General features: G+C 69.7%; 19 protein-coding genes. 13 read left to right on the plus strand and 6 right to left on the minus strand.

Features of this window, described 5'->3' with window-relative positions; translation table 11 throughout:
• From H7I41_RS19755 to rraA, 4 genes are all read left to right on the plus strand, one after another.
• A complete protein-coding gene (locus H7I41_RS19755) occupies positions 1-924 on the plus strand; it encodes a CopD family protein (protein WP_264014311.1) in 924 nt (307 codons plus the stop codon).
• 93 nt (positions 925-1017) lie between these two features.
• Complete coding sequence (locus H7I41_RS19760) at positions 1018-1539, plus strand: hypothetical protein (protein ID WP_264014312.1); 522 nt, start codon at positions 1018-1020, stop codon at positions 1537-1539.
• Between the two features lie 48 nt (positions 1540-1587).
• Positions 1588-2352, plus strand: a complete 765-nt coding sequence (locus tag H7I41_RS19765) for a MerR family transcriptional regulator (protein WP_264014313.1) — start codon at positions 1588-1590, stop codon at positions 2350-2352.
• Between the two features lie 20 nt (positions 2353-2372).
• Complete coding sequence (gene rraA, locus H7I41_RS19770) at positions 2373-2852, plus strand: ribonuclease E activity regulator RraA (RefSeq protein WP_264014314.1); 480 nt, start codon at positions 2373-2375, stop codon at positions 2850-2852.
• A gap of 51 nt (positions 2853-2903) precedes the next feature.
• On the opposite strand, the gene H7I41_RS19775 is transcribed toward rraA, so the two are convergent.
• On the minus strand, positions 2904-4373 hold the full coding sequence (locus tag H7I41_RS19775; RefSeq protein ID WP_264014315.1) for a flavin-containing monooxygenase: 1470 nt from the start codon (positions 4371-4373) through the stop codon (positions 2904-2906).
• A gap of 71 nt (positions 4374-4444) precedes the next feature.
• Between H7I41_RS19775 and H7I41_RS19780 the strand changes: the two genes are divergently transcribed.
• From H7I41_RS19780 to H7I41_RS19790, 3 genes are all read left to right on the plus strand, one after another.
• Complete coding sequence (locus H7I41_RS19780) at positions 4445-5083, plus strand: TetR/AcrR family transcriptional regulator (protein WP_264014316.1); 639 nt, start codon at positions 4445-4447, stop codon at positions 5081-5083.
• Positions 5084-5182: 99 nt separating this feature from the next.
• Positions 5183-6385: a DNA polymerase IV gene (dinB, locus tag H7I41_RS19785; RefSeq protein ID WP_264014357.1), complete on the plus strand. Its 1203-nt coding sequence runs from the start codon at positions 5183-5185 to the stop codon at positions 6383-6385.
• Between the two features lie 48 nt (positions 6386-6433).
• Positions 6434-7282, plus strand: coding sequence for a TIGR03620 family F420-dependent LLM class oxidoreductase (locus H7I41_RS19790; RefSeq protein ID WP_264014317.1), 849 nt, complete (start codon positions 6434-6436; stop codon positions 7280-7282).
• Here the strand turns inward: H7I41_RS19790 and H7I41_RS19795 are convergent.
• Complete coding sequence (locus H7I41_RS19795) at positions 7236-8240, minus strand: PHP domain-containing protein (protein ID WP_264014318.1); 1005 nt, start codon at positions 8238-8240, stop codon at positions 7236-7238. The genes H7I41_RS19790 and H7I41_RS19795 overlap by 47 nt on opposite strands.
• Positions 8241-8334: 94 nt before the next feature.
• On the opposite strand from H7I41_RS19795, the gene H7I41_RS19800 reads away from it, so the two are divergent.
• Both H7I41_RS19800 and H7I41_RS19805 read left to right on the plus strand, forming a co-directional pair.
• Entirely contained in the window at positions 8335-8688 is a 354-nt protein-coding gene (locus H7I41_RS19800; RefSeq protein WP_264014319.1) for a hypothetical protein, read from the plus strand.
• Between the two features lie 38 nt (positions 8689-8726).
• Positions 8727-9578 carry an LLM class F420-dependent oxidoreductase gene (locus H7I41_RS19805; protein WP_264014320.1) on the plus strand — a complete coding sequence of 284 codons (852 nt, stop codon included), beginning with the start codon at positions 8727-8729 and terminating at the stop codon, positions 9576-9578.
• 468 nt (positions 9579-10046) lie between these two features.
• On the opposite strand, the gene H7I41_RS19810 is transcribed toward H7I41_RS19805, so the two are convergent.
• Both H7I41_RS19810 and gltB read right to left on the minus strand, forming a co-directional pair.
• Positions 10047-11513: a glutamate synthase subunit beta gene (locus H7I41_RS19810; RefSeq protein ID WP_264014321.1), complete on the minus strand. Its 1467-nt coding sequence runs from the start codon at positions 11511-11513 to the stop codon at positions 10047-10049.
• Positions 11506-16089, minus strand: coding sequence for a glutamate synthase large subunit (gene gltB / locus H7I41_RS19815; protein ID WP_264014322.1), 4584 nt, complete (start codon positions 16087-16089; stop codon positions 11506-11508). The genes H7I41_RS19810 and gltB overlap by 8 nt, the downstream gene beginning before the upstream one ends.
• Positions 16090-16556: 467 nt before the next feature.
• On the opposite strand from gltB, the gene H7I41_RS19820 reads away from it, so the two are divergent.
• The 3 genes from H7I41_RS19820 (at position 16557) to aqpZ (ending at position 19719) form a co-directional block, all read left to right on the plus strand.
• Positions 16557-17351, plus strand: a complete 795-nt coding sequence (locus H7I41_RS19820; RefSeq protein ID WP_264014323.1) for a PaaI family thioesterase — start codon at positions 16557-16559, stop codon at positions 17349-17351.
• 28 nt (positions 17352-17379) lie between these two features.
• Positions 17380-18798 carry a chloride channel protein gene (locus H7I41_RS19825; protein WP_264014324.1) on the plus strand — a complete coding sequence of 473 codons (1419 nt, stop codon included), beginning with the start codon at positions 17380-17382 and terminating at the stop codon, positions 18796-18798.
• A gap of 96 nt (positions 18799-18894) precedes the next feature.
• The gene (aqpZ, locus tag H7I41_RS19830; protein ID WP_264014325.1) at positions 18895-19719 is read left to right on the plus strand and encodes an aquaporin Z; all 825 of its coding nucleotides are present in this window, start codon (positions 18895-18897) and stop codon (positions 19717-19719) included.
• A gap of 13 nt (positions 19720-19732) precedes the next feature.
• On the opposite strand, the gene H7I41_RS19835 is transcribed toward aqpZ, so the two are convergent.
• Positions 19733-20287: a Dps family protein gene (locus H7I41_RS19835; protein WP_264014326.1), complete on the minus strand. Its 555-nt coding sequence runs from the start codon at positions 20285-20287 to the stop codon at positions 19733-19735.
• An 81-nt stretch (positions 20288-20368) separates the two neighbouring features.
• On the minus strand, positions 20369-21292 hold the full coding sequence (locus tag H7I41_RS19840) for a DNA-3-methyladenine glycosylase family protein (RefSeq protein WP_264014327.1): 924 nt from the start codon (positions 21290-21292) through the stop codon (positions 20369-20371).
• Positions 21293-21437: 145 nt separating this feature from the next.
• Between H7I41_RS19840 and H7I41_RS19845 the strand changes: the two genes are divergently transcribed.
• Complete coding sequence (locus H7I41_RS19845; protein ID WP_372503772.1) at positions 21438-22574, plus strand: polyprenyl synthetase family protein; 1137 nt, start codon at positions 21438-21440, stop codon at positions 22572-22574.
• Positions 22575-22578: the final 4 nt, after the last annotated feature.

The following is a 22578-nucleotide window of genomic DNA, read 5'->3' on the forward strand; positions in this document are numbered from 1 at the left end:
ATCGCCGGCGGTCGCGCGGCGCTCACCGGCGCGCTCGTCGTGGTGGCGGCCTCGACGCTGGGCTGGGCGCTGGCCGAGCCGATGAACTCGCTGGCCGGGTCGGCGGTGCGGGCGCTGGCCGACTCCGCGGCGGTGGTCACACTCGGGCTGACGGTGGTGCCGATGCTCGACGTCGGCAGGCACCGCGCCGAACTCGTCCGCTCGTCGGCCACCGCGCTCGGAGTGGCCGCAGCCGTCTGGCTGCTGGCCGAGGTGGTGCGCCTGATCGTCGTGACCGCGCAGGCCGCCGCCCTACCGCTGAGCAGGGTGGGGGCGCGTGACGTCCTGCAGTTCTCGCTTCAGACGACCGTCGGGCGGGCGGGCCTGTTCAGCATCGCGGCGGCACTGGCCGTGGGACTGATCGCGTTGGCCGCACCGCGGACGGCGGTGGCGGCCGTTGCGGCGGGCGGGTCGGCGGCCGCGGGGCTGGCCGCCAGGACGCTCGCGGGTCACCTCGCGGATAGCCCCTGGGGCGGAGTGGCGGTGGCGGTCCACGCGCTGGCCGCCGCTGTGTGGTGCGGTGCCCTGGCGGCGATGGTGCTGACAGTGGGGCATCGCGGACGATGGGCCCGGGTGCTGCCGAGGTTCTCCCAGCTGTCGCTCCTCTGTGTGGGGCTGCTGCTGGCCGCCGGGGTCGCCGGTGCGGTCGCGGCGGTCGACTCGTGGGACGCGTTGTTCTCGACCGGGTACGGGCGCGTGCTGTCGGCGAAGATGTTGGTCACGGCGGTGTTGATGGTGCTGGCGTGGCGGAATCGGGCCGGGTGGCTTCCGGCGGCGCGGGCGCACCGTGCGACGGCCGGATTGTCACGCACCCGCTCGCTGATCGAGTTGGCGATCATGGCCGTCGCGGTGGCGCTGGCCGCCGCACTGGCAGTGACGGGTTGACCGGTGACCCCGCCTGGCATGATGGGCACCACTGCCGGCTTCGACACTCACGCGATCGCGCACGAGCCAGAGACACCGCAAAGGAGCAGCCGAATGGCAGACCAGCAGGGTCGCCCCGACCAGACCCCGGACGCCGCCGCACCGGCCGCTCCCCCGTCGTCGTCGGGCGCTGCCGATCCCGCACCGCCACCGGCACAGCCCGCCAAGAAGGCGCCGGCGAAGAAGGCACCTGCCAAGAAGGCCGCGGTCAAGAAGGCACCCGCCAAGAAGACGCCCGCGAAGGCCGCGAAGAAGGCCCCTGCGAAGAAGGCGCCCGCCAAGAAGATTCCGCCCGCGACGGCTGCCGCTCCCGAGTCCCCGGCCGCCCGTATCCCGGCGCAACCGGAGCCCTCCCTCCCCACGCCGTCCGCCTCCGACATCACCGCCGCCGCCAAAGAGGCTGCTGCTCAGGCGAAGTCGACGGTGGCCACGGCTGCGAACCCCGTCTCGGGTGCGGTGCCGATGCCGCTGAGGTCAGCTGAGCAGTCCCGGGTGCCGGTCGCGGCGGCCGTCGCCGCGGGCGTCCTGGCGATCCTGCTCGTGCTCATCGCACGCCGGTACGCCGACGACGACTGACCTCCGGCACTTGACCCTGACGCGACGTCAGGGCCGATAGTCATTCCCATGGACGACACGGCAGCCAGGACGGTCGGCGCGGTCGCCGATCTGACCGGCGTCTCGGTGCGCACCCTGCACCATTACGACCACATCGGTCTGGTGGTGCCGGGCGTACGTACCTCGGCGGGCTACCGCGGCTACACCGACGCCGACATCGAACGTCTGCACGTCGTGCTGGTGTACCGGTCGGTCGGACTGCCGCTGGAGGAGATCCGGACCCTGCTCGACGAGTCCGGCTCCGACGTCCTTGCGCATCTCGAGCGCCAGCACAAGCTGCTGCTCGAGCGCGCCGTTCATCTGCAGCACACGATCAGGGCAGTGGAGGAACTGATGGACGCACACCGCGAAGGAATGCAACTGACCGCCGAGGAACAGGTGGAGGTGTTCGGCTCCACGGTGTTCGGCGGCGAGTACGCCGACGAGGCACGGGAGCGCTGGGGCGGCACCGAGGTGTGGCGGCAGTCCCAGCAGCGGTCCGCGCAGCTCTCCAAACAGGACTGGATCGCCGTCAAGAACGAGGGCGACGCCCTGCTCGAAGCGCTGGCACAGGCCAAGCGCGTCGGCGTGGCGCCCGGGTCGCCGGCGGCGAACGAGTTGGCCGACCGGCACCGCGCCTCGATCGAGCGGTTCTACGACTGCAGTGCCGACATGCACGTCTGCCTCGCCGAGATGTACCTCGCCGACGACCGGTTCACCCGCTACTACGACGACGCCGAGCCGGGGCTGGCGCAGTTCGTGCACGACGTCATCGTGGCGCGGGCGCAGACATGACGGGCTGAGATAATCGTCGGGTGACCATCGCACCCCGCGCCACCGCTGACCTCGTCGACGACATCGGCCCCGACGTCCGCAGCTGCGACCTGCAATTGCGGCAGTTCGGCGGCCGGTCCGAATTCGCAGGCCCGATCACCACGGTGCGTTGTTTCCAGGACAACGCGCTACTCAAGTCGGTGCTGTCCGAGCCGGGCGACGGCGGAGTCCTGGTGATCGACGGCGACGGCTCGGTGCACACCGCGCTGGTCGGTGACGTCATCGCCGCGCTGGGCCGCGACAACGGCTGGGCCGGGCTGGTCATCAACGGCGCGGTGCGCGACGCCGCGGTGCTGCGCACCCTCGACATCGGCATCAAGGCGCTGGGCACCAACCCGCGCAAGAGCTCGAAAACCGGTGCAGGAGAACGCGATGTGGCCGTGGAGTTCGGCGGCGTGACGTTCGCGCCCGGCGACATCGCCTACAGCGACGACGACGGCATCGTGGTGGTCAGCCCGTAGCGCGGAAAATGCCCCCGACCCGTGTCGGGGGCATTTCCGTGTTCGGGGACGTCAGGCCGAGACGGACGCCCGAAGCTTGCTGAAGTCCAGCGTGCCGTCGTCGATCTTGCCGTTGCGGATGACCCGCAGGTCGACCAGGTAGTTCTGCTTGAGCCGCCACGGCGCCTCGGAACCCGACTTCGGCAACGTGTCGAGGGCCCGCTTGATGTACCCCGAGCTCAGGTCGACGAACGGCAGCCGCTCGATATCGCTCCCGGGATCGCGCGGTTCGACGGTGACGTAGTCCTTCTCGCCCATGAAGCTGAGCAGGCGGCTGACGTACTCCGACGTCAGGTCGGCCTTGAGCGTCCACGAGGCGTTGGTGTAGCCGAAGGTGAACGCCATGTTCGGCACACCGGAGAGCATCATGCCCTTGTAGGCCACGGTGTCCGCGAGGTCCAGCGGTGCGCCGTTGCGTGACACCTTCGCCCCGCCGAAGAACTGAACGTTCAATCCGGTTGCGGTGACGATGATGTCGGCCTCGATGCGCTCGCCCGACTTCAGCAGGATGCCGTCGGCGGTGAAGGTCTCGATGGCATCGGTGACGACGTCGGCCTTGCCCTTGCGGATGGCCTTGAAGATGTCGCCGTTGGGGGCCAGGCACACGCGCTGGTCCCACGGCTTGTAGTCCGGGCTAAAGTGCCGGTCGTAGTCGTAGCCCTCCGGCAGACGCCGTTCGGCCATGGTGCGCAACAACTTCCGGAAGACGTTCGGCAACGCACGGGCAAGCTGGTACTGCGCTGTAGCCTGCAGGATCGCCTTCCAGCGCACCGCGGTGTAGGCCGGCTTCTCCGGCAGCAACCGGTAGGCCCGCTTGGCGAACGGGTCCTTGTCGGGCAGCGATCCGATGTAGGTGGGTGTGCGCTGCAGCATCGTGACGTGACCGGCGCCGTTGTCGATGAGCGCGGGGATCAGGGTGATGGCGGTGGCGCCGCTGCCGATCACGACGACCTTCTTGCCCTGGTAGTCCAGGTCCTCCGGCCAGTGCTGGGGGTGCACGATCGTGCCGCCGAAGTCGTCGGCGCCGGGGAATTCCGGGGAGAAGCCCTGGTCGTAGTTGTAGTAGCCGCTGCAGGCCCACAGGAAGCCGGCGTGGAGTTCGATCTGCTCGCCGTCGCGCTCGACGGTGAGCTCCCACCGGCTGTCCTCGTCCGACCAGTTGGCGGCGAGGACCTTGTGGCTGTACCGGATGTGTGTGTCGATGCCGTTCTCGGTGGCGGCCTCGTTCAGGTAGTTCCAGATCGAGGGGCCGTCGGCGATCATCTGGTCGGTGGCCCATGGCTTGAAGTGGAATCCGAGGGTGTACATGTCGGAGTCCGAACGGATGCCCGGGTACTTGAACAGATCCCAGGTGCCGCCGAGCTTCTCCCGGCGCTCGAGGATCGCGTAGCTCTTACCGGGGTTCTGGTTCTGCAGGTGCCAGGCCGCGCTGATGCCGGAGATGCCGGCTCCCACGATGACAACGTCGACAAATTCGGTCATGGTGTCAAGGTATCAACACTGTGTTGAGTTGGTCAACAGTGTGTTGATAATTGTCGACACCGTGTAAAGTCGTGGCCGTGACCACCGCCAGCCAGGCCCGCGCGCCCCGCGGCCGCCGCTCCGCCCGCCCGTCGGGCGACGACCGCGAGCAGGCGATCCTGGCGACCGCCGAACGGCTGCTCGACCAGCGCGGGTTCGCCGAGATCTCGGTCGACGACCTCGCCAGGGGCGCAGGCATCTCCCGTCCGACGTTCTACTTCTACTTCCCTTCCAAAGAGGCGGTGCTGCTCACGCTCTGGGAGCGGGTGATCCGGGAAGCCGACACCGCGCTCGAGGCGTCCGCGGCCCAGACACCCGACGGCCGCGACGTCTGGCGACCCGGCATCAAGGTCTTCTTCGACACCTTCGGCGCGCACCGCGGCGTGACCGTCGCGGCGTCCGGGTCCGACAACGCCGAGATCCGCGGAGTCTTCTCGACGTTCATGCAGAAGTGGATCGACTTCACCGCGGCGACCATCGAGGCCGAGCGCAACCGAGGCGCCGCACCGAGCACCATCCCGGCACGCGACATCGCCACCGCACTGAACCTGATGAACGAACGCACGCTGCTGGCGGCGTTCGCCCACGAGACGCCGGCCATCCCGACCGACCGCGTGCTCGACTCGCTGGTGCACGTGTGGACCTGCGCGGTCTACGGAGAATGCGGCTGACGCGTCGGACCCTCATGCGAACATGTGTTCGTGTCCGGCGGGCAGGAGCGTAGCGACGCGGGGAAGAGTTCCGGCGGGCAGGAGCGAAGCGACGCGGGGATTAGATCCGGCTCGGCTACCATCCTGCACGCCGATCTCGACTCGTTCTACGCATCGGTCGAGCAGCGTGACGATCCTGCGCTGCGCGGCCGGCCGGTGCTCGTCGGCGGCGGGGTCGTGCTCGCGGCGAGCTACGAGGCGAAGGCCTACGGGGTGCGCACCGCGATGGGCGGCCACCAGGCACGCCGGCTGTGCCCCCACGCGGTGGTGGTGCCGCCCCGGATGTCGGCGTACTCCCAGGCCAGCGACGCCGTGTTCAAGGTGTTCAGGGACACCACCCCGCTGGTCGAGCCGCTCTCCGTGGACGAGGCGTTCCTCGACGTGGGCGGGCTGGGCCGGGTGTCGGGCACGCCGGTGCAGATCGGCGCGCGGCTGCGGGAGCGGGTGCGCGACGAGGTCGGCCTGCCGATCACCGTCGGCATCGCGCGCACCAAGTTCCTCGCCAAGGTGGCGAGCCAGGAGGGCAAGCCGGACGGCCTGCTGCTCGTGCCGCCGGACCGGGAGCTGGCGTTCCTGCATCCGCTGCCGGTGCGCCGGCTGTGGGGAGTCGGCGCGAAGACCGCCGAGAAGCTGCACGCGCACGGTATCGAGACGGTCGCCGAGGTCGCCGAGCTGAGCGAGGCCAGCCTGGGCTCGATGGTCGGCGGGGCGATGGGCCGCCAGCTCTACGCGCTGTCGCGCAACATCGACCGGCGCCGCGTGGTGACCGGCGTGCGGCGCCGGTCCGTGGGTGCGCAGCGGGCGCTGGGCCGGGCCGGCAACTCCATGTCGGCCGCCGAGGTCGACGCCGTCGTCGTCAACCTGGTCGACCGCATCACCCGGCGGATGCGCAGGGCCGGTCGCACCGGCCGCACGGTGGTGCTGCGGCTGCGTTTCGACGACTTCGGCCGCGCGACCCGTTCGCTGACGATGCCGCAGGCGACCGCGTCGACCGAGGCCGTCCTCGCGGCGGCGCGGGAGCTCGTCGCCGCCGCGGCGCCACTCATCGCCGAACGGGGACTGACGCTGGTGGGCTTCGCGGTGACGAACATCGATTCCGCCGGTGCGCAACAGCTGGAGCTGCCGTTCGGTGCGGCCCCCGATCCGGTCGCCCTGGACAGCGCAATGGATCGGGTCCGCAGCCGGTACGGCAACACCGCGCTCACCAGGGGCGTGCTCGTCGGGCGCGACCCCGGACTGGAGGTGCCGCACCTGCCGGACTGAGTTCACGATCTTGACCTCAAGAGTCGTTGAGGTCCTACCGTCGGCGCCATGGATGCACTGGGACCGTACGGCTTCTCCGTCGACGTCGGCGCTGCGGGCGAGCCCGCCGAGATCGAACGGGCGGGATTCCGGACGCTCTGGGTCAACGGCGGTCGACTCGACCGGCTCGACCGCCTCCTCGACGTCATCGAGTCGACCGAACATGCGGTCGTGGCGCCGGCGATCATCCCGCCGGACGTCTACGACCCCGCTGCCGTGACCGATCTCTTCCGCCGCGCGGAACTCGCCGCGCCGGGGCGGCTGCTCGTCGGTCTCGGCTCACCGCAGCGCTCCCGGCCACTGGCGGCGGTCCACGGGTACGTCGACGAACTGGACGCCGCCACCGCGCCGATCCCACAGCGGCGACGCCTGCTCGCCGCGTTCGGCCCGAAGGCGCTCGACCTCGCGCGGGACCGCTTCGCCGGCGCGATCGGTGGCCTGTTCACTCCGGCCTACACCGCCGCGGCGCGGCAACGGCTCGGCGCAGACCGGACGCTGGCGGTGGGGCTCTACGTCGTGCTGGACGACGACCCCGCGGCGGCGCGGGCGGCCGCCCGGGAGCCACTGGACTTCCTCGCCACGCTGCCGCCCTACATCAATTCGTTTCGGCGCCAAGGCTTCACCGACGAGGACGTCGCCACGCTGAGCGATGCGCTGATCGACGAGCTCGTCGCGTGGGGTGAACCCGACCGCGTCGCCGCGCACGCCCGCGAGCTGCGGGCCGCCGGTGCCGACCACGTCCAGCTGACGGTGCTCGGTGGACCGGGCCGGCCAAGCGGCCCCGAAGCGGCCCGACTCCTTGCGACCGCGCTCAGCTCGCCGTCCACGCCAGCAGCGCCTCTGCCGACCACGAGTTGACGATCCGTTCCACCGGAACCCCCGCGTCGAGTGCCCGCTGGGCACCGTAGCCGAGGAAATCGAGCTGGCCGGGGGCGTGCGAGTCGGTGTCGATCGAGAACAGGCAACCGATGTCGAGGGCGAGCTCCAGCAGCCGGGTGGGCGGGTCACGGCGCTCGGGGCGGGAATTGATCTCGACGGCGGTGCCGCTCTCCAGGCAGGCGGTGAAGACCTTCTCGGCGTCGAACTTCGACTCGGGACGCATCCCGCGACCACCGGTGACCAGCCTGCCGGTGCAGTGCCCGAGGACGTCGGCGTGCGGGTTGGACACCGCCTTGATCATCCGGCGCGTCATCGACGGCGCATCCATCGCGAGCTTCGAGTGCACGCTGGCGACCACCACGTCGAGGCGCTCCAGCAGCTCCGGCTCCTGGTCGAGGGAGCCGTCCTCGAGGATGTCGACCTCGATACCGGTGAGGATCCGCAGCGGCGCAACACGTTCGCGGAGTTCGTCGATGATGTCGAGCTGCTTGCGCAGCCGTTCCGGCGACAGCCCGTTGGCGATGGTCAGCCTCGGCGAGTGATCGGTGAGCGCGCAGTACTCGTGGCCGAGGTCGCGGGCGGCCAGCATCATCTCCTCGATCGGGGCCGACCCGTCCGACCAGTTCGAGTGCACGTGCAGGTCACCCCGCAGCGCCGCCCTGATCTCGCCGCCACCGAGATCGGCTGCGTTGTCCCGCAATTCGACCAGGGCGTCGGGTTCGCGGCCCGCCCACGCCTGGGCGATGACCTTGGCGGTCTTGGGACCGATGCCGGGCAGCGACTGCCAGCTGTTGGCGGCGCCGTGCCGCTCGCGCTCCGCGTCGGTCAGCCGCTCGACGGTGTCGGCGGCGTTCCGGTAGGCCATCACCCGCCGGGAATCCTCCCGGGCCCGGTCTTTGAAGTACGCAATCTGGCGCAGGGCGGTCACCGGATCCATGCGTCCAGTGTGCCCGCCGCGCCCGGCGCACGAAACTGCCGCTGAGCCGGCAGCCTGGGCTGCCATACGCTCGATCGGGAGACGAGGGGGTGATGTGGAGGAGACCGACGGCCGGCCGCTGCTGTTCACGGCGAGCAATCCGTTGGACAGCGTCTCCGCCACCGTCACCTTCGGCGGCCACCTCGTCGGCGTCGCACTGGCGCCGCGGGTCGTCGAGATGACCGAGGCCGAACTGGCCGAGGAGATCGTGGTGATCGCGGCGCTGGCCCGCCGGCAGTCGATGGCCGCGCAGCACGTGGTGGTCGCGGGCTACATGGCCGAGCTGGGACACGACTGCGTGGCCGTCCGGAGTCTCCTCGAAGACCAGGTCGGGCTGCCGAGCCCCGCCTCGGTGCTGGCCGCCAGGGCCGCGCTGTTCGCCGAACGCTACGCCGAGGAAGTGGACTGATCGGCGGCTCACAGCCAACGCGACTACGCTCGGAACACGTGCGATTCGCCTTCAAGACCTCACCGCAGAACACCACCTGGGCCGAGATGCTGCCGATCTGGCAGGCCGCCGACGAGATCGACGTCTACGAGTCCGGCTGGACGTTCGACCACTTCTATCCGATCTTCTCCGACTCCACCGGACCGTGCCTCGAGGGCTGGGTCACGCTGACCGCGCTCGCGCAGGCCACCAAGCGGCTGCGGGTCGGCGTGCTGGTCACCGGCATCCACTACCGGCACCCCGCCGTGCTGGCCAACATGGCCGCGGCCCTCGACATCATCTCGGGCGGCCGGCTCGAACTGGGCATCGGCGCCGGCTGGAACGAGGAGGAGTCCGGCGCCTACGGCATCGAACTGGGCAGCCTCAAGGAGCGGTTCGACCGCTTCGAGGAGGCCTGTGAGGTGTTGACCAGCCTGCTGTCCAACGAGACGACGACGTTCGACGGCAAGTACTACCAGCTCAAGGACGCCCGCAACGAGCCGAAGGGCCCTCAGCAGCCGCATCCGCCGATCTGCATCGGTGGCAGCGGCGAGAAGCGCACGCTTCCGATCACCGCGAAGTACGCCGACCACTGGAATTTCGTCGGCGGTACGCCGGCGGAGTTCGCCCAGAAGCGCGACGTGCTGGCCGCCCGCTGCAAGGACATCGGCCGCGACCCCAAGGAGATCACCCTGTCGGCACACGTCCGGCTCGGCGAGGACCGGAACTACCGCGCGGTGATCGAGGACTGCATCGCGCTCGGCGCGGAGGGTCTCGATCTCGCCATCATCTACCTGCCGCCGCCGTACGACACCGCGGTGCTGGAGCCGTTGGCCGAAGCGATCCGGGATTCCGGGCTGCTCACCGGCTGACGCGTTCGATCGGCTCAGCTATACCGATGGATTGGCTTCACCGCCGGTTTCTCCGGCCTGAGCAATGACGATCACGAAGCGATAACGATCAGGCAAAACCTGCGTTCACCGCGTAGAAGGCGGGCTCGAAGCCCGTAGTAGCGGGTCAGACGCCGAAGCGAAGTAGCTCGTCGGGAGTGATCAGTCGCTCGTGCTTGGCCGGGAATTCACGGCTCTTGACCGGGTGGCGGAACAGTGACCAGGCGATTCGACTCACCCGGGATCGCGAAATCGGGTTGATGTACACGGTGATCACTCCTGCGGTGTCGTGATTGCTGACCCGTGGTCGTACTTTACCTCATTACCCACAGACTTTTATTAGAAACACTTCCCCGGCAAATGGTGGGAGGCGCGCCGACTAATCATCTGCTGTTTCTGGTGGGACTGGTGTGGCGACTGTGACCATTAACAGCCGCCCTCCCGAAGTCCCTACCGCTGCGGGGCGGCCGTCGGCTCGATCGGAACAGGCAGCGCCGTCTGGCCCATCAGGTAGCGGTCCACGCCCGCCGCGGCGGCGCGGCCCTCGGCGATCGCCCACACGATCAGCGACTGCCCGCGGCCCATGTCACCGGCCACGAACACGCCCGGCACCGACGTCGCGAAGTCCTTGTCGCGCGCGACGTTGCCCCGGTCGGTGAGCTCCACCTTCAGCTCGGTGAGCAGGCCGTCCTTCTCCGGGCCGACGAAGCCCATCGCCAGCAGCACCAGGTCGGCCTCCAGCTCGAAGTCGGATCCCTCGACCCGCTCGAACTTGCCGGCCTTCATCTCGACCTCGTGCACCTTCAGCGACTTCACCTTGCCGTCCTCGCCGCAGAACTCCTCGGTGTTGACGGAGAACACCCGTTCGCCGCCCTCCTCGTGCGCGGACGACACCCGGTACATCAGCGGGTACGTCGGCCACGGGGTGGTGTCGGCCCGGGTCTCCGGCGGCCGGGGCATGATCTCGAACTGGTACACCGTCTCCGCACCCTGCCGGTGCGACGTGCCGAGGCAGTCGGCGCCGGTGTCGCCGCCGCCGATGATCACCACCTTCTTGTCCTTGGCGGTGATCGGCGGTTCGCCGTCCTCGCCGAGCACCGGATCGCCCAGTTGCACGCGGTTGGCCCAGGGCAGGAACTCCATCGCCTGGTAGATGCCCTCGAGATCGCGGCCGGGGATCGGCAGGTCGCGCCACGCCGTCGCGCCACCGGCGAGCACCACCGCGTCGAAGTCCGCGCGAAGCTGCTCGACGGTGATGTCGACGCCGACGTTGACCCCGGTGCGGAACTGCGTCCCCTCGGCCCGCATCTGCTCCAGCCTGCGGTCGATGTGGCGCTTCTCCATCTTGAACTCGGGGATGCCGTAACGCAGCAGGCCGCCGATCCGGTCGGCGCGCTCCAACACCGTCACCTCGTGTCCGGCGCGGGTCAGCTGCTGGGCGGCGGCCAGGCCGGCGGGCCCCGATCCGACGACGGCCACCTTCTTGCCGGTCAGCCGGTCGGGCGGCAGCGGCACCACCCAGCCGTTCTCGAAGGCGTTGTCGATGATCTCGACCTCGACCTGCTTGATGGTCACCGGATCCTGGTTGATGCCGAGCACGCACGACGCCTCGCACGGCGCCGGGCACAGCCGCCCGGTGAACTCCGGGAAGTTGTTGGTGGCGTGCAGCCGCTCGATGGATTCCCGCCAGCGGTCGCGGAACACCAGGTCGTTCCACTCGGGGATCAGGTTCCCCAGGGGACAGCCGTTGTGGCAGAACGGGATACCGCAGTCCATACAGCGCGCCGCCTGCGACTGCAGCGTCTCGTGGGAGAAGTCCTCGTAGACCTCTTTCCAGTCGCGCAGTCGCAGGTCGACGGGTCGACGCTGCGGGGTCTCGCGGTGGGTGTACTTGAGAAAGCCCTTCGGGTCAGCCACTTGCCGCCGCCATGATCGCCTCGTCCACGTCGACACCGTTGCGCTCGGCCTCGGCGATCGCCTCCAGAACCCGCTTGTAGTCCTTGGGCATCACCTTGACGAACTTCTCCAATTCCGTGTTCCAATCCGCCAGAAGCCGTTGTCCGACCGCCGAATCGGTGGCGTCGACATGGGCCTGGACCGCAGCGTGCAGCCATTCGCGGTCCTCGTCGTCGAGGCCGTCCAGCTCCACCATCTCGGCATTGAGGTGCTCCGGCAGGTGGGCGTGCGGGTCGTACACGTAGGCGATGCCGCCGGACATGCCGGCCGCGAAGTTGCGCCCGGTCGGGCCGAGGATCACCACCTTGCCGCCCGTCATGTACTCGCAGCCGTGGTCGCCGACGCCCTCGACCACGGCCTCCGCGCCGGAGTTGCGCACCGCGAACCGCTCCCCCACCTGACCGCGGAGGAACATCTTGCCGCTGGTCGCACCGAACAGGATCACGTTGCCCGCGATGATGTTGTCCTCGGCGACATAGTCGGCAGGCGCGTCGTCGGGCGGACGCACCACGACCTGCCCGCCGGACAGTCCCTTGCCGACGTAGTCGTTGGCGTCACCGTAGACCCGAAGCGTGATGCCGCGCGGCACGAACGCCCCGAAGCTGTTGCCCGCCGAGCCGTCGAAGGTGATGTCGATCGTGCCGTCGGGAAGACCCTGCCCGCCATAGGCTTTGGTCAGCTCGTGGCCGAGCATCGTGCCCACCGTGCGATTCACGTTGGCGATGGTGGTGTTGAACCGCACCGGCTTCCCGGAATCGAGCGCCTCCCGGCTCATCACGATCAGCTGCTGGTCGAGTGCCTTGTCCAGCCCGTGGTCCTGACGTGAGCTGCAGTACAGGTCCTGGTTCATGAACGCCGACTCCGGCTCGTGCAGCACCGGCGACAGGTCGAGCTTGTAGGCCTTCCAGTGCTCGGCGGCCTGCGTGGTGTCCAGCGCGCCGACCTGCCCGACCATCTCGTTGACGGTGCGGAAGCCCAGCTCCGCCATCAGCTCGCGGACCTCTTCGGCGATGAACATGAAGAAGTTCTCCACGAACTCCGGCTTGGCGTTGAACCGCTTGCGCAGCAACGGGTTCTGAGTGGCCACGCCGACCGGGCAGGTGTCGAGGTGACACACGCGCATCATGATGCAGCCGGCCACCACCAGGGGTGCGGTCGCGAAGCCGAACTCCTCGGCGCCCAGCAGTGCGGCGACGACGACGTCGCGGCCCGTCTTGAGCTGACCGTCGACCTGCACGACGATCCGGTCGCGAAGTCCGTTGAGCAGCAACGTCTGCTGGGTCTCGGCCAGGCCGAGCTCCCACGGGGCGCCCGCGTGCTTCTGCGACGTCAGCGGGGTCGCCCCGGTGCCGCCGTCGTGACCCGAGATCAGCACCACGTCGGCGTGCGCCTTCGACACACCCGCGGCGACGGTGCCGACGCCGTTCTCCGACACCAGCTTCACGTGCACGCGGGCCTGCGGGTTGGCGTTCTTCAGGTCGTGGATCAGCTGCGCCAGATCCTCGATCGAGTAGATGTCGTGGTGCGGCGGCGGCGAGATCAGCCCGACGCCCGGCGTCGAGTGCCGCACCTCGGCCACCCACGGGTACACCTTGTGGCCCGGAAGCTGCCCGCCCTCACCGGGTTTCGCGCCCTGCGCCATCTTGATCTGGATGTCGGTGCAGTTGGACAGGTAGTGGCTGGTGACGCCGAACCGGCCCGAGGCCACCTGCTTGATGGCGCTGCGCCGCCAGTCGCCGTTCGGGTCGCGGTCGAAGCGACTGACGGCCTCGCCGCCCTCGCCCGAATTCGACCGCCCGCCGAGCCGGTTCATCGCGATCGCCAGGGTCTCGTGCGCCTCGGCCGAGATCGAGCCGTAGCTCATCGCGCCGGTGGAGAACCGCTTGACGATCTCCGTCGCCGGTTCCACCTCGTCGATCGGCACGGGCGGCCGCAGCCCGCTGCGGAACTTCAGCAGGCCACGCAGCGACGCCATCCGCTTGCTCTGATCGTCGATCAGCCCGGTGTACTCCTTGAAGATGGAGAACTGGCCGGTGCGGGTGGAGTGCTGCAGCTTGAACACCGTGTCCGGGTTGAACAGGTGGTATTCGCCCTCTCGGCGCCACTGGTACTCGCCGCCCACCTCGAGTTCGCGGTGCGCGCGCTCGTCGGGCCGGTCCAGGTAGGCCAGCGCATGCCGGCTGGCGACGTCGGTGGCGATGTCCTCGAGGTCGATGCCGCCGGTCGGGCAGCTCAGCCCGGTGAAGTACTCGTCGAGCACCTGCTGGGAGATGCCGATGGCCTGGAAGAGCTGCGCGCCGGTGTAGGAGGCCAGCGTGGAGATGCCCATCTTGGACATCACCTTCAGCACACCCTTGCCCGCGGCCTTGACGTAGTTGGCCTTGGCCTGGTCGCTGCTGATGCCGGTGATCACACCGCGGTCGACCATGTCCTCGATCGACTCGAACGCCATGTACGGGTTGATGGCCGCGGCGCCGAAACCGCACAGGGCGGCCATGTGGTGCACCTCGCGGGCGTCACCCGCCTCGACGACCAGCCCGACCTTGGTGCGGGTGCGGTCGCGCACCAGGTGGTGGTGCACCGCCGACACGCTCAGCAGCGACGGGATGGGCGCCAGCTGTTCGTCGGACTCGCGGTCGGACAGCACGATGATGCGGGCGCCGTCGCGGATCGCCGCCGACACCTTGGCCCGCACGTTGTCCAGGGCCTCCTTGAGCCCCTGGCCGCCGCGGTTCACCGGGTACAGGCAGCGGATCACCGCGGCGCGCATCCCGTGCTTGTTGCCGCGGATCTCGTGGTCGGGGTCGACGCACATCAGCTTCGACAGCTCGGCGTTGCGCAGGATCGGCTGGGGCAGCACGATCTGCCTGCACGACTCGCTGTCCGGGTTGAGCAGGTCGCCCTCGGGGCCGACGGTGCCCTGCAGGCTGGTCACCACCTCTTCGCGGATGGCGTCCAGCGGCGGGTTCGTCACCTGGGCGAACAACTGCTGGAAGTAGTCGTAGAGCATCCGCGACCGCTGGGAGAGCACCGCGATCGGGGTGTCGGTGCCCATCGAGCCGAGCGCCTCGGCGCCGTTGCGCGCCATCGGCGCCACGAGCAGGTTGAGCTCCTCGTAGGTGAAGCCGAAGACCTGCTGCCGCAGCACCACCCGGTGGTGGGGCATCCGGACGTAGTCGCCGGGCGGCAGTTCCTCGAGCCGGAACAGGCCGTTGTCCAGCCACTCCTGATAGGGATGCTCGGCGGCCAGCTCGGCCTTGATCTCCTCGTCGTCGACGATGCGGCCCTGGGCGGTGTCCACCAGGAACATCCGGCCGGGCTGCAGGCGCATCTTCTTGACCACGGTGGACGGGTCGAGGTTGAGCACACCCGCCTCGGACGCCATCACCACCAGGCCGTCCTCGGTGACCCAGATGCGCGACGGGCGCAGGCCGTTGCGGTCGAGCACGGCGCCGATCACGGTGCCGTCGGTGAAGCACACCGACGCCGGGCCGTCCCACGGCTCCATCAGCGACGAGTGGTACTCGTAGAACGCCCGCTGGGCGGGGTCCATCGACTCGTGGCGTTCCCACGCCTCGGGGATCATCATCAGCACGGCGTGCGGCAGGCTGCGGCCGCCGAGGTGCAGCAGTTCGAGCACCTCGTCGAAGCGCGCGGTGTCCGAGGCGCCGGGCGTGCAGACCGGGGTGATCTTGTCCAGGTCCTGCTCGGATCCGAAGACGTCGGTCTTGATCAGCGCCTCGCGCGCCCGCATCCAGTTCTCGTTGCCGGTGACGGTGTTGATCTCGCCGTTGTGGGCGACCCGGCGGAACGGGTGCGCCAGCGGCCACGACGGGAACGTGTTGGTGGAGAACCGCGAGTGCACGATGCCCAGCGCGCTGGTCAGCCGGTCGTCCTGCAGATCGAGGTAGAACGCCTTGAGCTGCGGGGTGGTCAGCATGCCTTTGTAGACGAAGGTCTGCCCGGAAAGGCTTGGGAAGTAGACCGTTTCGCGGCCGGGGCCGTCCTGGCCCGGGCCCTTGGTGCCGAGTTCGTGCTCGGCGCGCTTGCGCACCACGTAGGCGCGGCGCTCGAGGTCCATGCCGTCGGCGCCGGCGATGAACACCTGCCGGAAGGTCGGCATCGCGTCACGGGCCAGCGCGCCGAGCGAGGAGTCGTCGGTCGGCACGTCGCGCCAACCGATCACGTGCAGGCCCTCGGCCTCGGCGATCTTCTCCACCGCCTCGCACGCGATGGCGGCGTCCTTCGACGACTGCGGCAGGAAGGCGATACCCGTCGCGTAGCTGCCCGCAGGCGGCAGGTCGAATTCCACCACCGCGCGCAGGAAGTCGTCGGGCACCTGGAGCAGGATGCCCGCGCCGTCACCGGTGTTCGGTTCGGCGCCCTGGGCACCGCGGTGCTCGAGGTTCAACAGTGCCGTGATGGCGTTGTCGACGATGTCGCGGCTGCGACGGCCGTGGATGTCGGCGACCATCGCCACGCCGCACGAATCGTGCTCGAACGCGGGGTTGTACAGCCCTTGCTTCCTGGGCGCCATTCCCACCTGACCCTTACTCTCACGCCTTACACGAAGTGCACCGTTGACGGCCGTCTGCGACGGCCTGGCCGGTTGGCGGAGGAGGTCGTCCGTGCAGCACTGAACAGCGGCCTTTTTCCCCATCGCCTCAATGGGAGAAAACGATAGGACAAACACTGCCTGACATGCCAACTTAGTCTGACCTAACTATACTCGCCGGCGGCGTTGCCGGCCCGCGTCACCCGTGGCCGTCGCGACCGCGAATACCGTTGCGGCATCCATTCTTTGGGTACAGCCCCCGGCGCCACCCCGCCGGGCGGTCAGGGCCATCCCGGTTGCTGCTCCGCCATATAAGTTTGCTGCAAGAAGTGATGATGGCCGCTTTGCTGCACCTTCGGTGGTTCGATGATTTGCGCGAAAGCCTAGTCAGATTCTTAGAGTCGACTCCGTCACGCGGGCTAGGAGGTGACCCGGCACACTTGGCTGCGATGTCGCATCCGCTCAACACCCCCATCGGCCGGTTCGGTATCGAGACGCACGAGGGCACCGGCACCCGCGTCGTCGCCACGATCCCGGTCGCGGGCCTGGTCAATCCCCTCACCGGCGCGCCCACCGTGGCTCCGCTGGCGATGCTGCTCGACCACGTCGGCGGGCTGGCCAACCACATCCGCAAGGGCGACGACGAGTGGACCCTGACCACCGAACTGTCGCTGGAACTCGTCCCCGAGGCGGTCGACCTCATCGCCGGCCACAGCGATCCGGTGGTGGCCTACGCCCGCCCGTTCGCCCACAAGACCCGCACGGCGCTGGCCCTGGCCGAGTTCACCCACCGTGGGACCGTCATCGGCACCGGCACGGTGCGGTCGTTCTACATCGTCGCGGCCGAATTCACCGACTTCCCGTCCGACCCCGCCCACCACGAACGCAAGACCGGGCTGGCCGACATGATGGCGGTCCGTCCCGGACCCGGCCAGGCCGAACTGCGCCAGGCCGCCGACCCGGTGCTCAACAACAGCCTCGGCGTCGTGCACGGCGGTGTCGCCGCGACCGGGCTGGAACTGGTGGCCGACGCCGCGGTCAATGCCGCGGGCACGGCGGGCGACCCGCCGCTGCGCACCGGATCACTGCGGGTGAACTATCTGCGACGGCTGCTCGCCGGTGACCAATCCCGGTACGAGGCAACGGCCTTGCGGGTCGGCCGGAGCACCGGCACCGCCTCGGCGCAGGCCGTCGGAGCGGACGGCCGCCAGGCGCTGACCGCCCACTACACCGCCTATCGCTGACGGTGCGGCTGGGCTAGCATCGGCCACCATGTCCGACGCCCGCGGCACCACAGGCGGGCTCGGCGGTCTCGGCAGGTTCGTCCGCGACTCGGGATACCTGCGCAAGTGGCTGATCCTCGGACTGTCCATCGGCGTCATCGCCGGCCTCGGCGCCGTCGTGTTCTACCTCGCCCTGGACTACGCCGGCCGGTTCCTGCTCGGTGAACTCGGCGGCTACGACATCCCGAGACCCGACGGCGAGGACGGCGGGGACCCGGGATCGCCGGGATTCGAGCGGCCCTGGGCGATTCCGCTGATCGCCTGCGGCGGCGCCCTGGTGTCGGCGTGGCTCGTCGCGAAGTTCGCCCCGGAGGCCGAGGGCCACGGCACCGACAGCGCGATCGAGGCGGTGCACTCCGACCCGCGCAGCATCCGCACCCGCGCCATCGTGGTGAAGACGATCACCAGCGCGCTGACCATCGGCTCCGGCGGATCCGGCGGGCGTGAGGGCCCGGCCGCTCAGATCTCGGCGGGCTTCGGATCCATCCTGGCCCGCAGGCTCGACCTGTCCGACGACGACGGCCGCATCGCGGTGTCGCTGGGCATCGGCGCGGGTATCGGCGCCATCTTCGGTGCGCCACTGGGCGGGGCGGTGCTGGCCGCGTCGATCGTCTATCGCGAGGACTTCGACTACAAGGCGCTGGTGCCCGGCTTCATCACCTCGGCCACCGCGTACGCGGTACTGGGGTCGATCCTCGGCTTCGAACCGCTGTTCGGTTCTCTGGCAGCCGATTTCCGGTTCGACCAGCCGCTGACACTGGCGTGGTTCGTGCTGCTGGGCCTGGCCGCCGCGGCGGTTGGCCTGCTGTACGCCCGGACCTTCTACGGCACCGTGGCGCTGACGGCGAGACTTCCCGGCGGCAAGGTGATCAAGCCGGCCCTCGGCGGACTCGCGGTCGGCCTGCTGGCACTGCTCCTGCCGCAGGTGCTGGCCAGCGGCTACGGCTGGGCGCAGAAGGCCGCGGCCACCGACACGCTGATGGCGATCCCGCTGTGGGTGGTGCTGGTGTTGCCGTTCGCCAAGATCGTGGCTACCTCGCTGTCCATCGGAACGGGCGGCTCGGGCGGCATCTTCGGGCCGGGCATCGTGATCGGCGCGTTCGTCGGAGCGGCGATCTGGCGGCTCGGGGAGCTCGCAGGCGCACCGGGGCTGCCCGACAGCCCCGCGGTGTTCGTGGTGGTGGGCATGATGGCGTGCTTCGGCAGCGTGGCCCACGCGCCGCTGGCGGTGATGATCATGGTGGCCGAGATGACCGATTCGTTCTCGGTGATCCCCTGCGCCATGGTCGCCGTCGGCATCGCCTACCTCGTCGTCACCCGCACGAATGTGTCCATCTACCAGGCCCAGCGGCTGAACCGGGAGACCGCGGAGGCGCAGCGGGCCGCGTCGTCGCCACCGCCGGACTGACGTCTCTATCCGGACACGATCCGGGTACGACGGTGCCGCCGCGACGGCACCGCATGCCACGCTGTGACAGGGGTCACTCCGACGAGGGGGCAGGTCATGCGCGAGCCGACGATGTCGCATCGACTGGCGGCTGAGTTCATCGGGACGTTCTGGCTGGTGCTCGGCGGCTGCGGCAGCGCCGTGTTCGCCGCCAAATTCACCGCCGCCGACGGCTACTCGCTGGGCATCGGATTCTCCGGCGTCGCACTGGCTTTCGGCCTCACGGTGCTCACCGGCGTCTACGCGTTCGGCACCATCTCCGGTGGCCACTTCAATCCCGCGGTGACCCTCGGCGCCGCACTCGCGCGACGCGTGGAATGGCGTGTGCTGCCCGCCTACTGGATCACCCAGGTGATCGGCGGCCTGGTGGCCGGCCTGGTGATCTACGTCGTGGCGCAGGGTCGCGCGGACTGGACCGCGACGGGGAACATGGCGGCCAACGGATTCGGCGACCACTCACCCGGCGGCTACTCGCTGTGGGCGGTGCTCGTGGCCGAGGTGGTGCTGACCGGCATATTCCTGCTGGTGATCCTCGGCTCGACCGACGACCGGGCCCCGCACGGCTTCGCCGGATTGTCGATCGGGCTCACCCTGACCCTGATCCACCTGATCTCGATCCCGATCTCGAACACCTCGGTGAACCCCGCGCGCAGCACCGGGGTCGCGTTCTTCAACGGTGACGGGGCGCCTGCGCAGCTGTGGGCGTTCTGGCTGGCGCCGCTGGTGGGCGCGGCGATCGCCGGCCTGGCGTATCCGTACCTGTTCGGCCGCAACGAAGAGCTGGCCGATCGCCCGGTCCGCGACGACGCGCTGGATGCGGAGACGGACCTCGCCGACCTGCGGGCAGACGAATCAGGCCCGCACCCCTCGGGGCGGGCCTGATTCGTCGGAGCCGCTACTTGGTGCCGTTGGAGCGGGCGCTGTCCGCGGCGCCCTTCTCGGTCGACTTGCCCTCGTGGGTCAGCTTGCCGCCGGCGCTCTCCAGGTGCGCCCGGACGAACCACTGGAACTTCTCCAGCTCGGCCGAGTGGCCGATGAGCATGTCGTTGGTGATGGGATCGGGCTCCTCGGTCTCCTCGATGTTCTTACGGGTGTCGGCGATGACGCCGTCGTAGACCAGGTCCAGCGCGGCGAGGTGGGCGGCGACGGTGTCCCGCTCGAGTGAGTAGTCGTCCCAGGACCGGTCGCTGATGATGGCGCCGGGGGTGCCCTTCGGCGAGGCGCCCAGCGTCGCGATGCGCTCGGCCACCTCATCGGCGTAGCCGCGCACCAGCTCCACCTGCGGGTCGATCATCTCGTGCACGCCGATGAAATTCGGCCCCACCACGTTCCAGTGCACGTGCTTGAGCGTCAGGTGCAGATCGTTGTAGCGGCTGAGCTGCTTCTGCAGGATCTCGGCGACCTTGGCGCCCTCTTTGTCGGTCATACCGGGAACGGTGAACTGAGTCATCGATAGCTCCTTTGCGCGTGATCAAGTCGTCGCGAGCCGCATACCCGCGGGTCGCGGTGCGTAATCAGTGCCGTGCCGACGTCACATTTCGGCCAGATTCGGCACCGCCATCCGCGCACCGAACCGCGGGTTGCGGGCGAGTCCGCTGACCTCGAGCAGCCGGACGGCGCGGTGGCGGTGTGGGCGCAGCGGCTCGAGCAGGGCGACCATCTCGGGATCGTCGATCGGGTGCCCGAGCAGGCTCCAGCCGACCATCTTCGCCACGTGGTAGTCGCCCACCGACAGGGCGTCGGCGTCGCCGAAGGCCCGCTGGGCGGTCTCGGCGGCAGTCCACTCACCGACGCCCGGCAGCGACATCATCGCTGCCCGGGCCTGCTCGGCGGGCCGGGCCACCAGCCGCTCGAGCGCATCGGCGCGCTGCGCGCACAGCACCACGGTGCGGGCGCGGCGCGGATCGACATTGGCCCGGTGGAACACCCAGGACGGGATCAGCCGCCACACCTCGGCCGGCGGCGGCACCCGCATCCGCTCGGGCGCAGGCCCCGGCGCGGGCGAACCGTACCGGGTGACCAGTTGCCGCCAGGCCCGGAACGCGTCGATTCCCTGCACCCGCTGCTCGAGCACCGCGGGGATGAGCGCCTCGAGCACCCGGCCGGTGCGGGCCAGCCGCAGGTGGGGCACCCGCCGGTGCGCCGCGGCGATGGTGGGTTCCTCGGGCGCGAAGCCTGCGGTGTCGTCCTCGGCGCCCAGCAGGGCGGGCAGTGCCTCGATGAACTCCGCGGCGCCTGCGCCCCACGCCTCGCAGTCGACGGTGTCGGGTGACGCGCGGGTGATGCGCGCCGTGACGGGCCCGGACGCCATCAGGCTGGTGCGCCAGATCGCGCCGTCGGCAGCCGTCAGGAAACACGGGTCGTACCGGCCGCGGCGCAGCGGCGTCAACGTCAGCGCCGGGCTGGCGGGACCGCAGAAGGACACGCTGCGGCGGACCGCCCGATGTGTGTCCACGTGGCGACTCCGTCCCGTTCCCGAAGGGGGTTCTGCGTGTGACGTGTTGATGACATCCAGCCCGGATTGGGCCGCTGGGCTGGGGGGTATGCCGACTCCACCCTAGTTTGAAGTGGGTATCGGTTCGCGCGTCGAAAGGGTCGGGGTGAGTGGTGTCGGCGATCGCACGTTGGCGTCCACCTTGCAGACCATTGCGGTAGCGCCACCCAACGGGAACTCCGGCGCGTCGTTCGAGGTCTGGCGCAGCGACGTGCGCGCAGCGGTGCTCGGCGCGGTCACCGGGTTCGTCACCGACCGGTGCACCGCCGACCTGCGGGCCACCGGCGTGGACATCGCCCCCGCCGTGCTCGCCGACTTCGTCAGCGACGGCAAGTGCCTGCGCTCCACCTTCATGTACCTGGGCTGGCTGAGCGGCGCCGCACCCGACGACGCCGCGCTGCGCGCCGCCGCCAGCTTCGAGCTGCTGCACACCTTCGCCCTGCTGCAGGACGATGTGATGGACGATTCGCCGTTGCGCCGCGGGCTGCCGTCGGCACACGTGCGGTTCGCCGACTGGCACCGCGAGCGGGGCCTGGCCGGCTCGGCCGAGCGGTTCGGCGCGTCCGCGGCGGTGCTGCTCGGCGATCTGTGCCTGGTGTGGGCGGCGCAGATGCTGCGCGAGAGCGGGCTGAGCGCGACGGCCCTTGCCCGGGCGTGGCCGCGGTACGACGCGATGCGCACCGAACTCGCCGTCGGGCAGTTTGCGGATCTGGTCAACGACGCGGGCGGACGGCCGACACTGGAGGCCGTGTTGGACGTCGCGCGGCGCAAGTCCGGTAACTACACGGTGCGCCGCCCGCTCGAGATCGGGGGCGCCCTCGCCGGCTGCCCGGAGGACACGGTGACGCTGCTCGGCCGCTACGGCGCGGCCGTCGGCGAGGCATTCCAGCTGCGCGACGACCTGCTCGGCATCTTCGGCTCGCCCTCGGTGACCGGCAAACCGGCGGGCGGCGACCTGTCCGAGCACAAGGCCACCAGCGTGGTGATGGCCGCGCACCACCTGGCCGACGCGGCCGCGCGGCGCCAGCTCGACGAGCTGATGGCCCAGCGCGAGCTCAGCGACACCGACATCATGCGGTGGCGGGCGCTCATCGCCGCCACCGGCGCCGTGCAGTGGATCGAGCAGCTGATCGACCGCAAGCTCAGCCACGCGCTGGAGCGCGTACACACCAGCCGGCTCGACACCACCGTGCGCGCCGCGCTGGTGGAGATGGCTGCGGTCTGCACGCGGCGGGCGGCATGACGGA

Source organism: [Mycobacterium] manitobense (genome assembly GCF_025821665.1).
In the GTDB taxonomy this organism is placed as follows: domain Bacteria; phylum Actinomycetota; class Actinomycetes; order Mycobacteriales; family Mycobacteriaceae; genus Mycobacterium; species Mycobacterium arseniciresistens.

Bases quoted from the DNA above. Each gene is read 5' to 3' on its own strand.
- H7I41_RS19760 (WP_264014312.1), top strand. From the start codon at position 1,018: ATGGCAGACCAGCAGGGTCGCCCCGACCAGACCCCGGACGCCGCCGCA.
- gltB (WP_264014322.1), bottom strand. From the start codon at position 16,089: ATGGCGCCCAGGAAGCAAGGGCTGTACAACCCCGCGTTCGAGCACGAT.
- H7I41_RS19835 (WP_264014326.1), bottom strand. From the start codon at position 20,287: ATGACTCAGTTCACCGTTCCCGGTATGACCGACAAAGAGGGCGCCAAG.
- H7I41_RS19765 (WP_264014313.1), top strand. From the start codon at position 1,588: ATGGACGACACGGCAGCCAGGACGGTCGGCGCGGTCGCCGATCTGACC.
- H7I41_RS19775 (WP_264014315.1), bottom strand. From the start codon at position 4,373: ATGACCGAATTTGTCGACGTTGTCATCGTGGGAGCCGGCATCTCCGGC.
- H7I41_RS19825 (WP_264014324.1), top strand. From the start codon at position 17,380: ATGTCCGACGCCCGCGGCACCACAGGCGGGCTCGGCGGTCTCGGCAGG.
- aqpZ (WP_264014325.1), top strand. From the start codon at position 18,895: ATGCGCGAGCCGACGATGTCGCATCGACTGGCGGCTGAGTTCATCGGG.
- H7I41_RS19790 (WP_264014317.1), top strand. From the start codon at position 6,434: ATGGATGCACTGGGACCGTACGGCTTCTCCGTCGACGTCGGCGCTGCG.
- H7I41_RS19795 (WP_264014318.1), bottom strand. From the start codon at position 8,240: ATGGATCCGGTGACCGCCCTGCGCCAGATTGCGTACTTCAAAGACCGG.
- H7I41_RS19820 (WP_264014323.1), top strand. From the start codon at position 16,557: ATGTCGCATCCGCTCAACACCCCCATCGGCCGGTTCGGTATCGAGACG.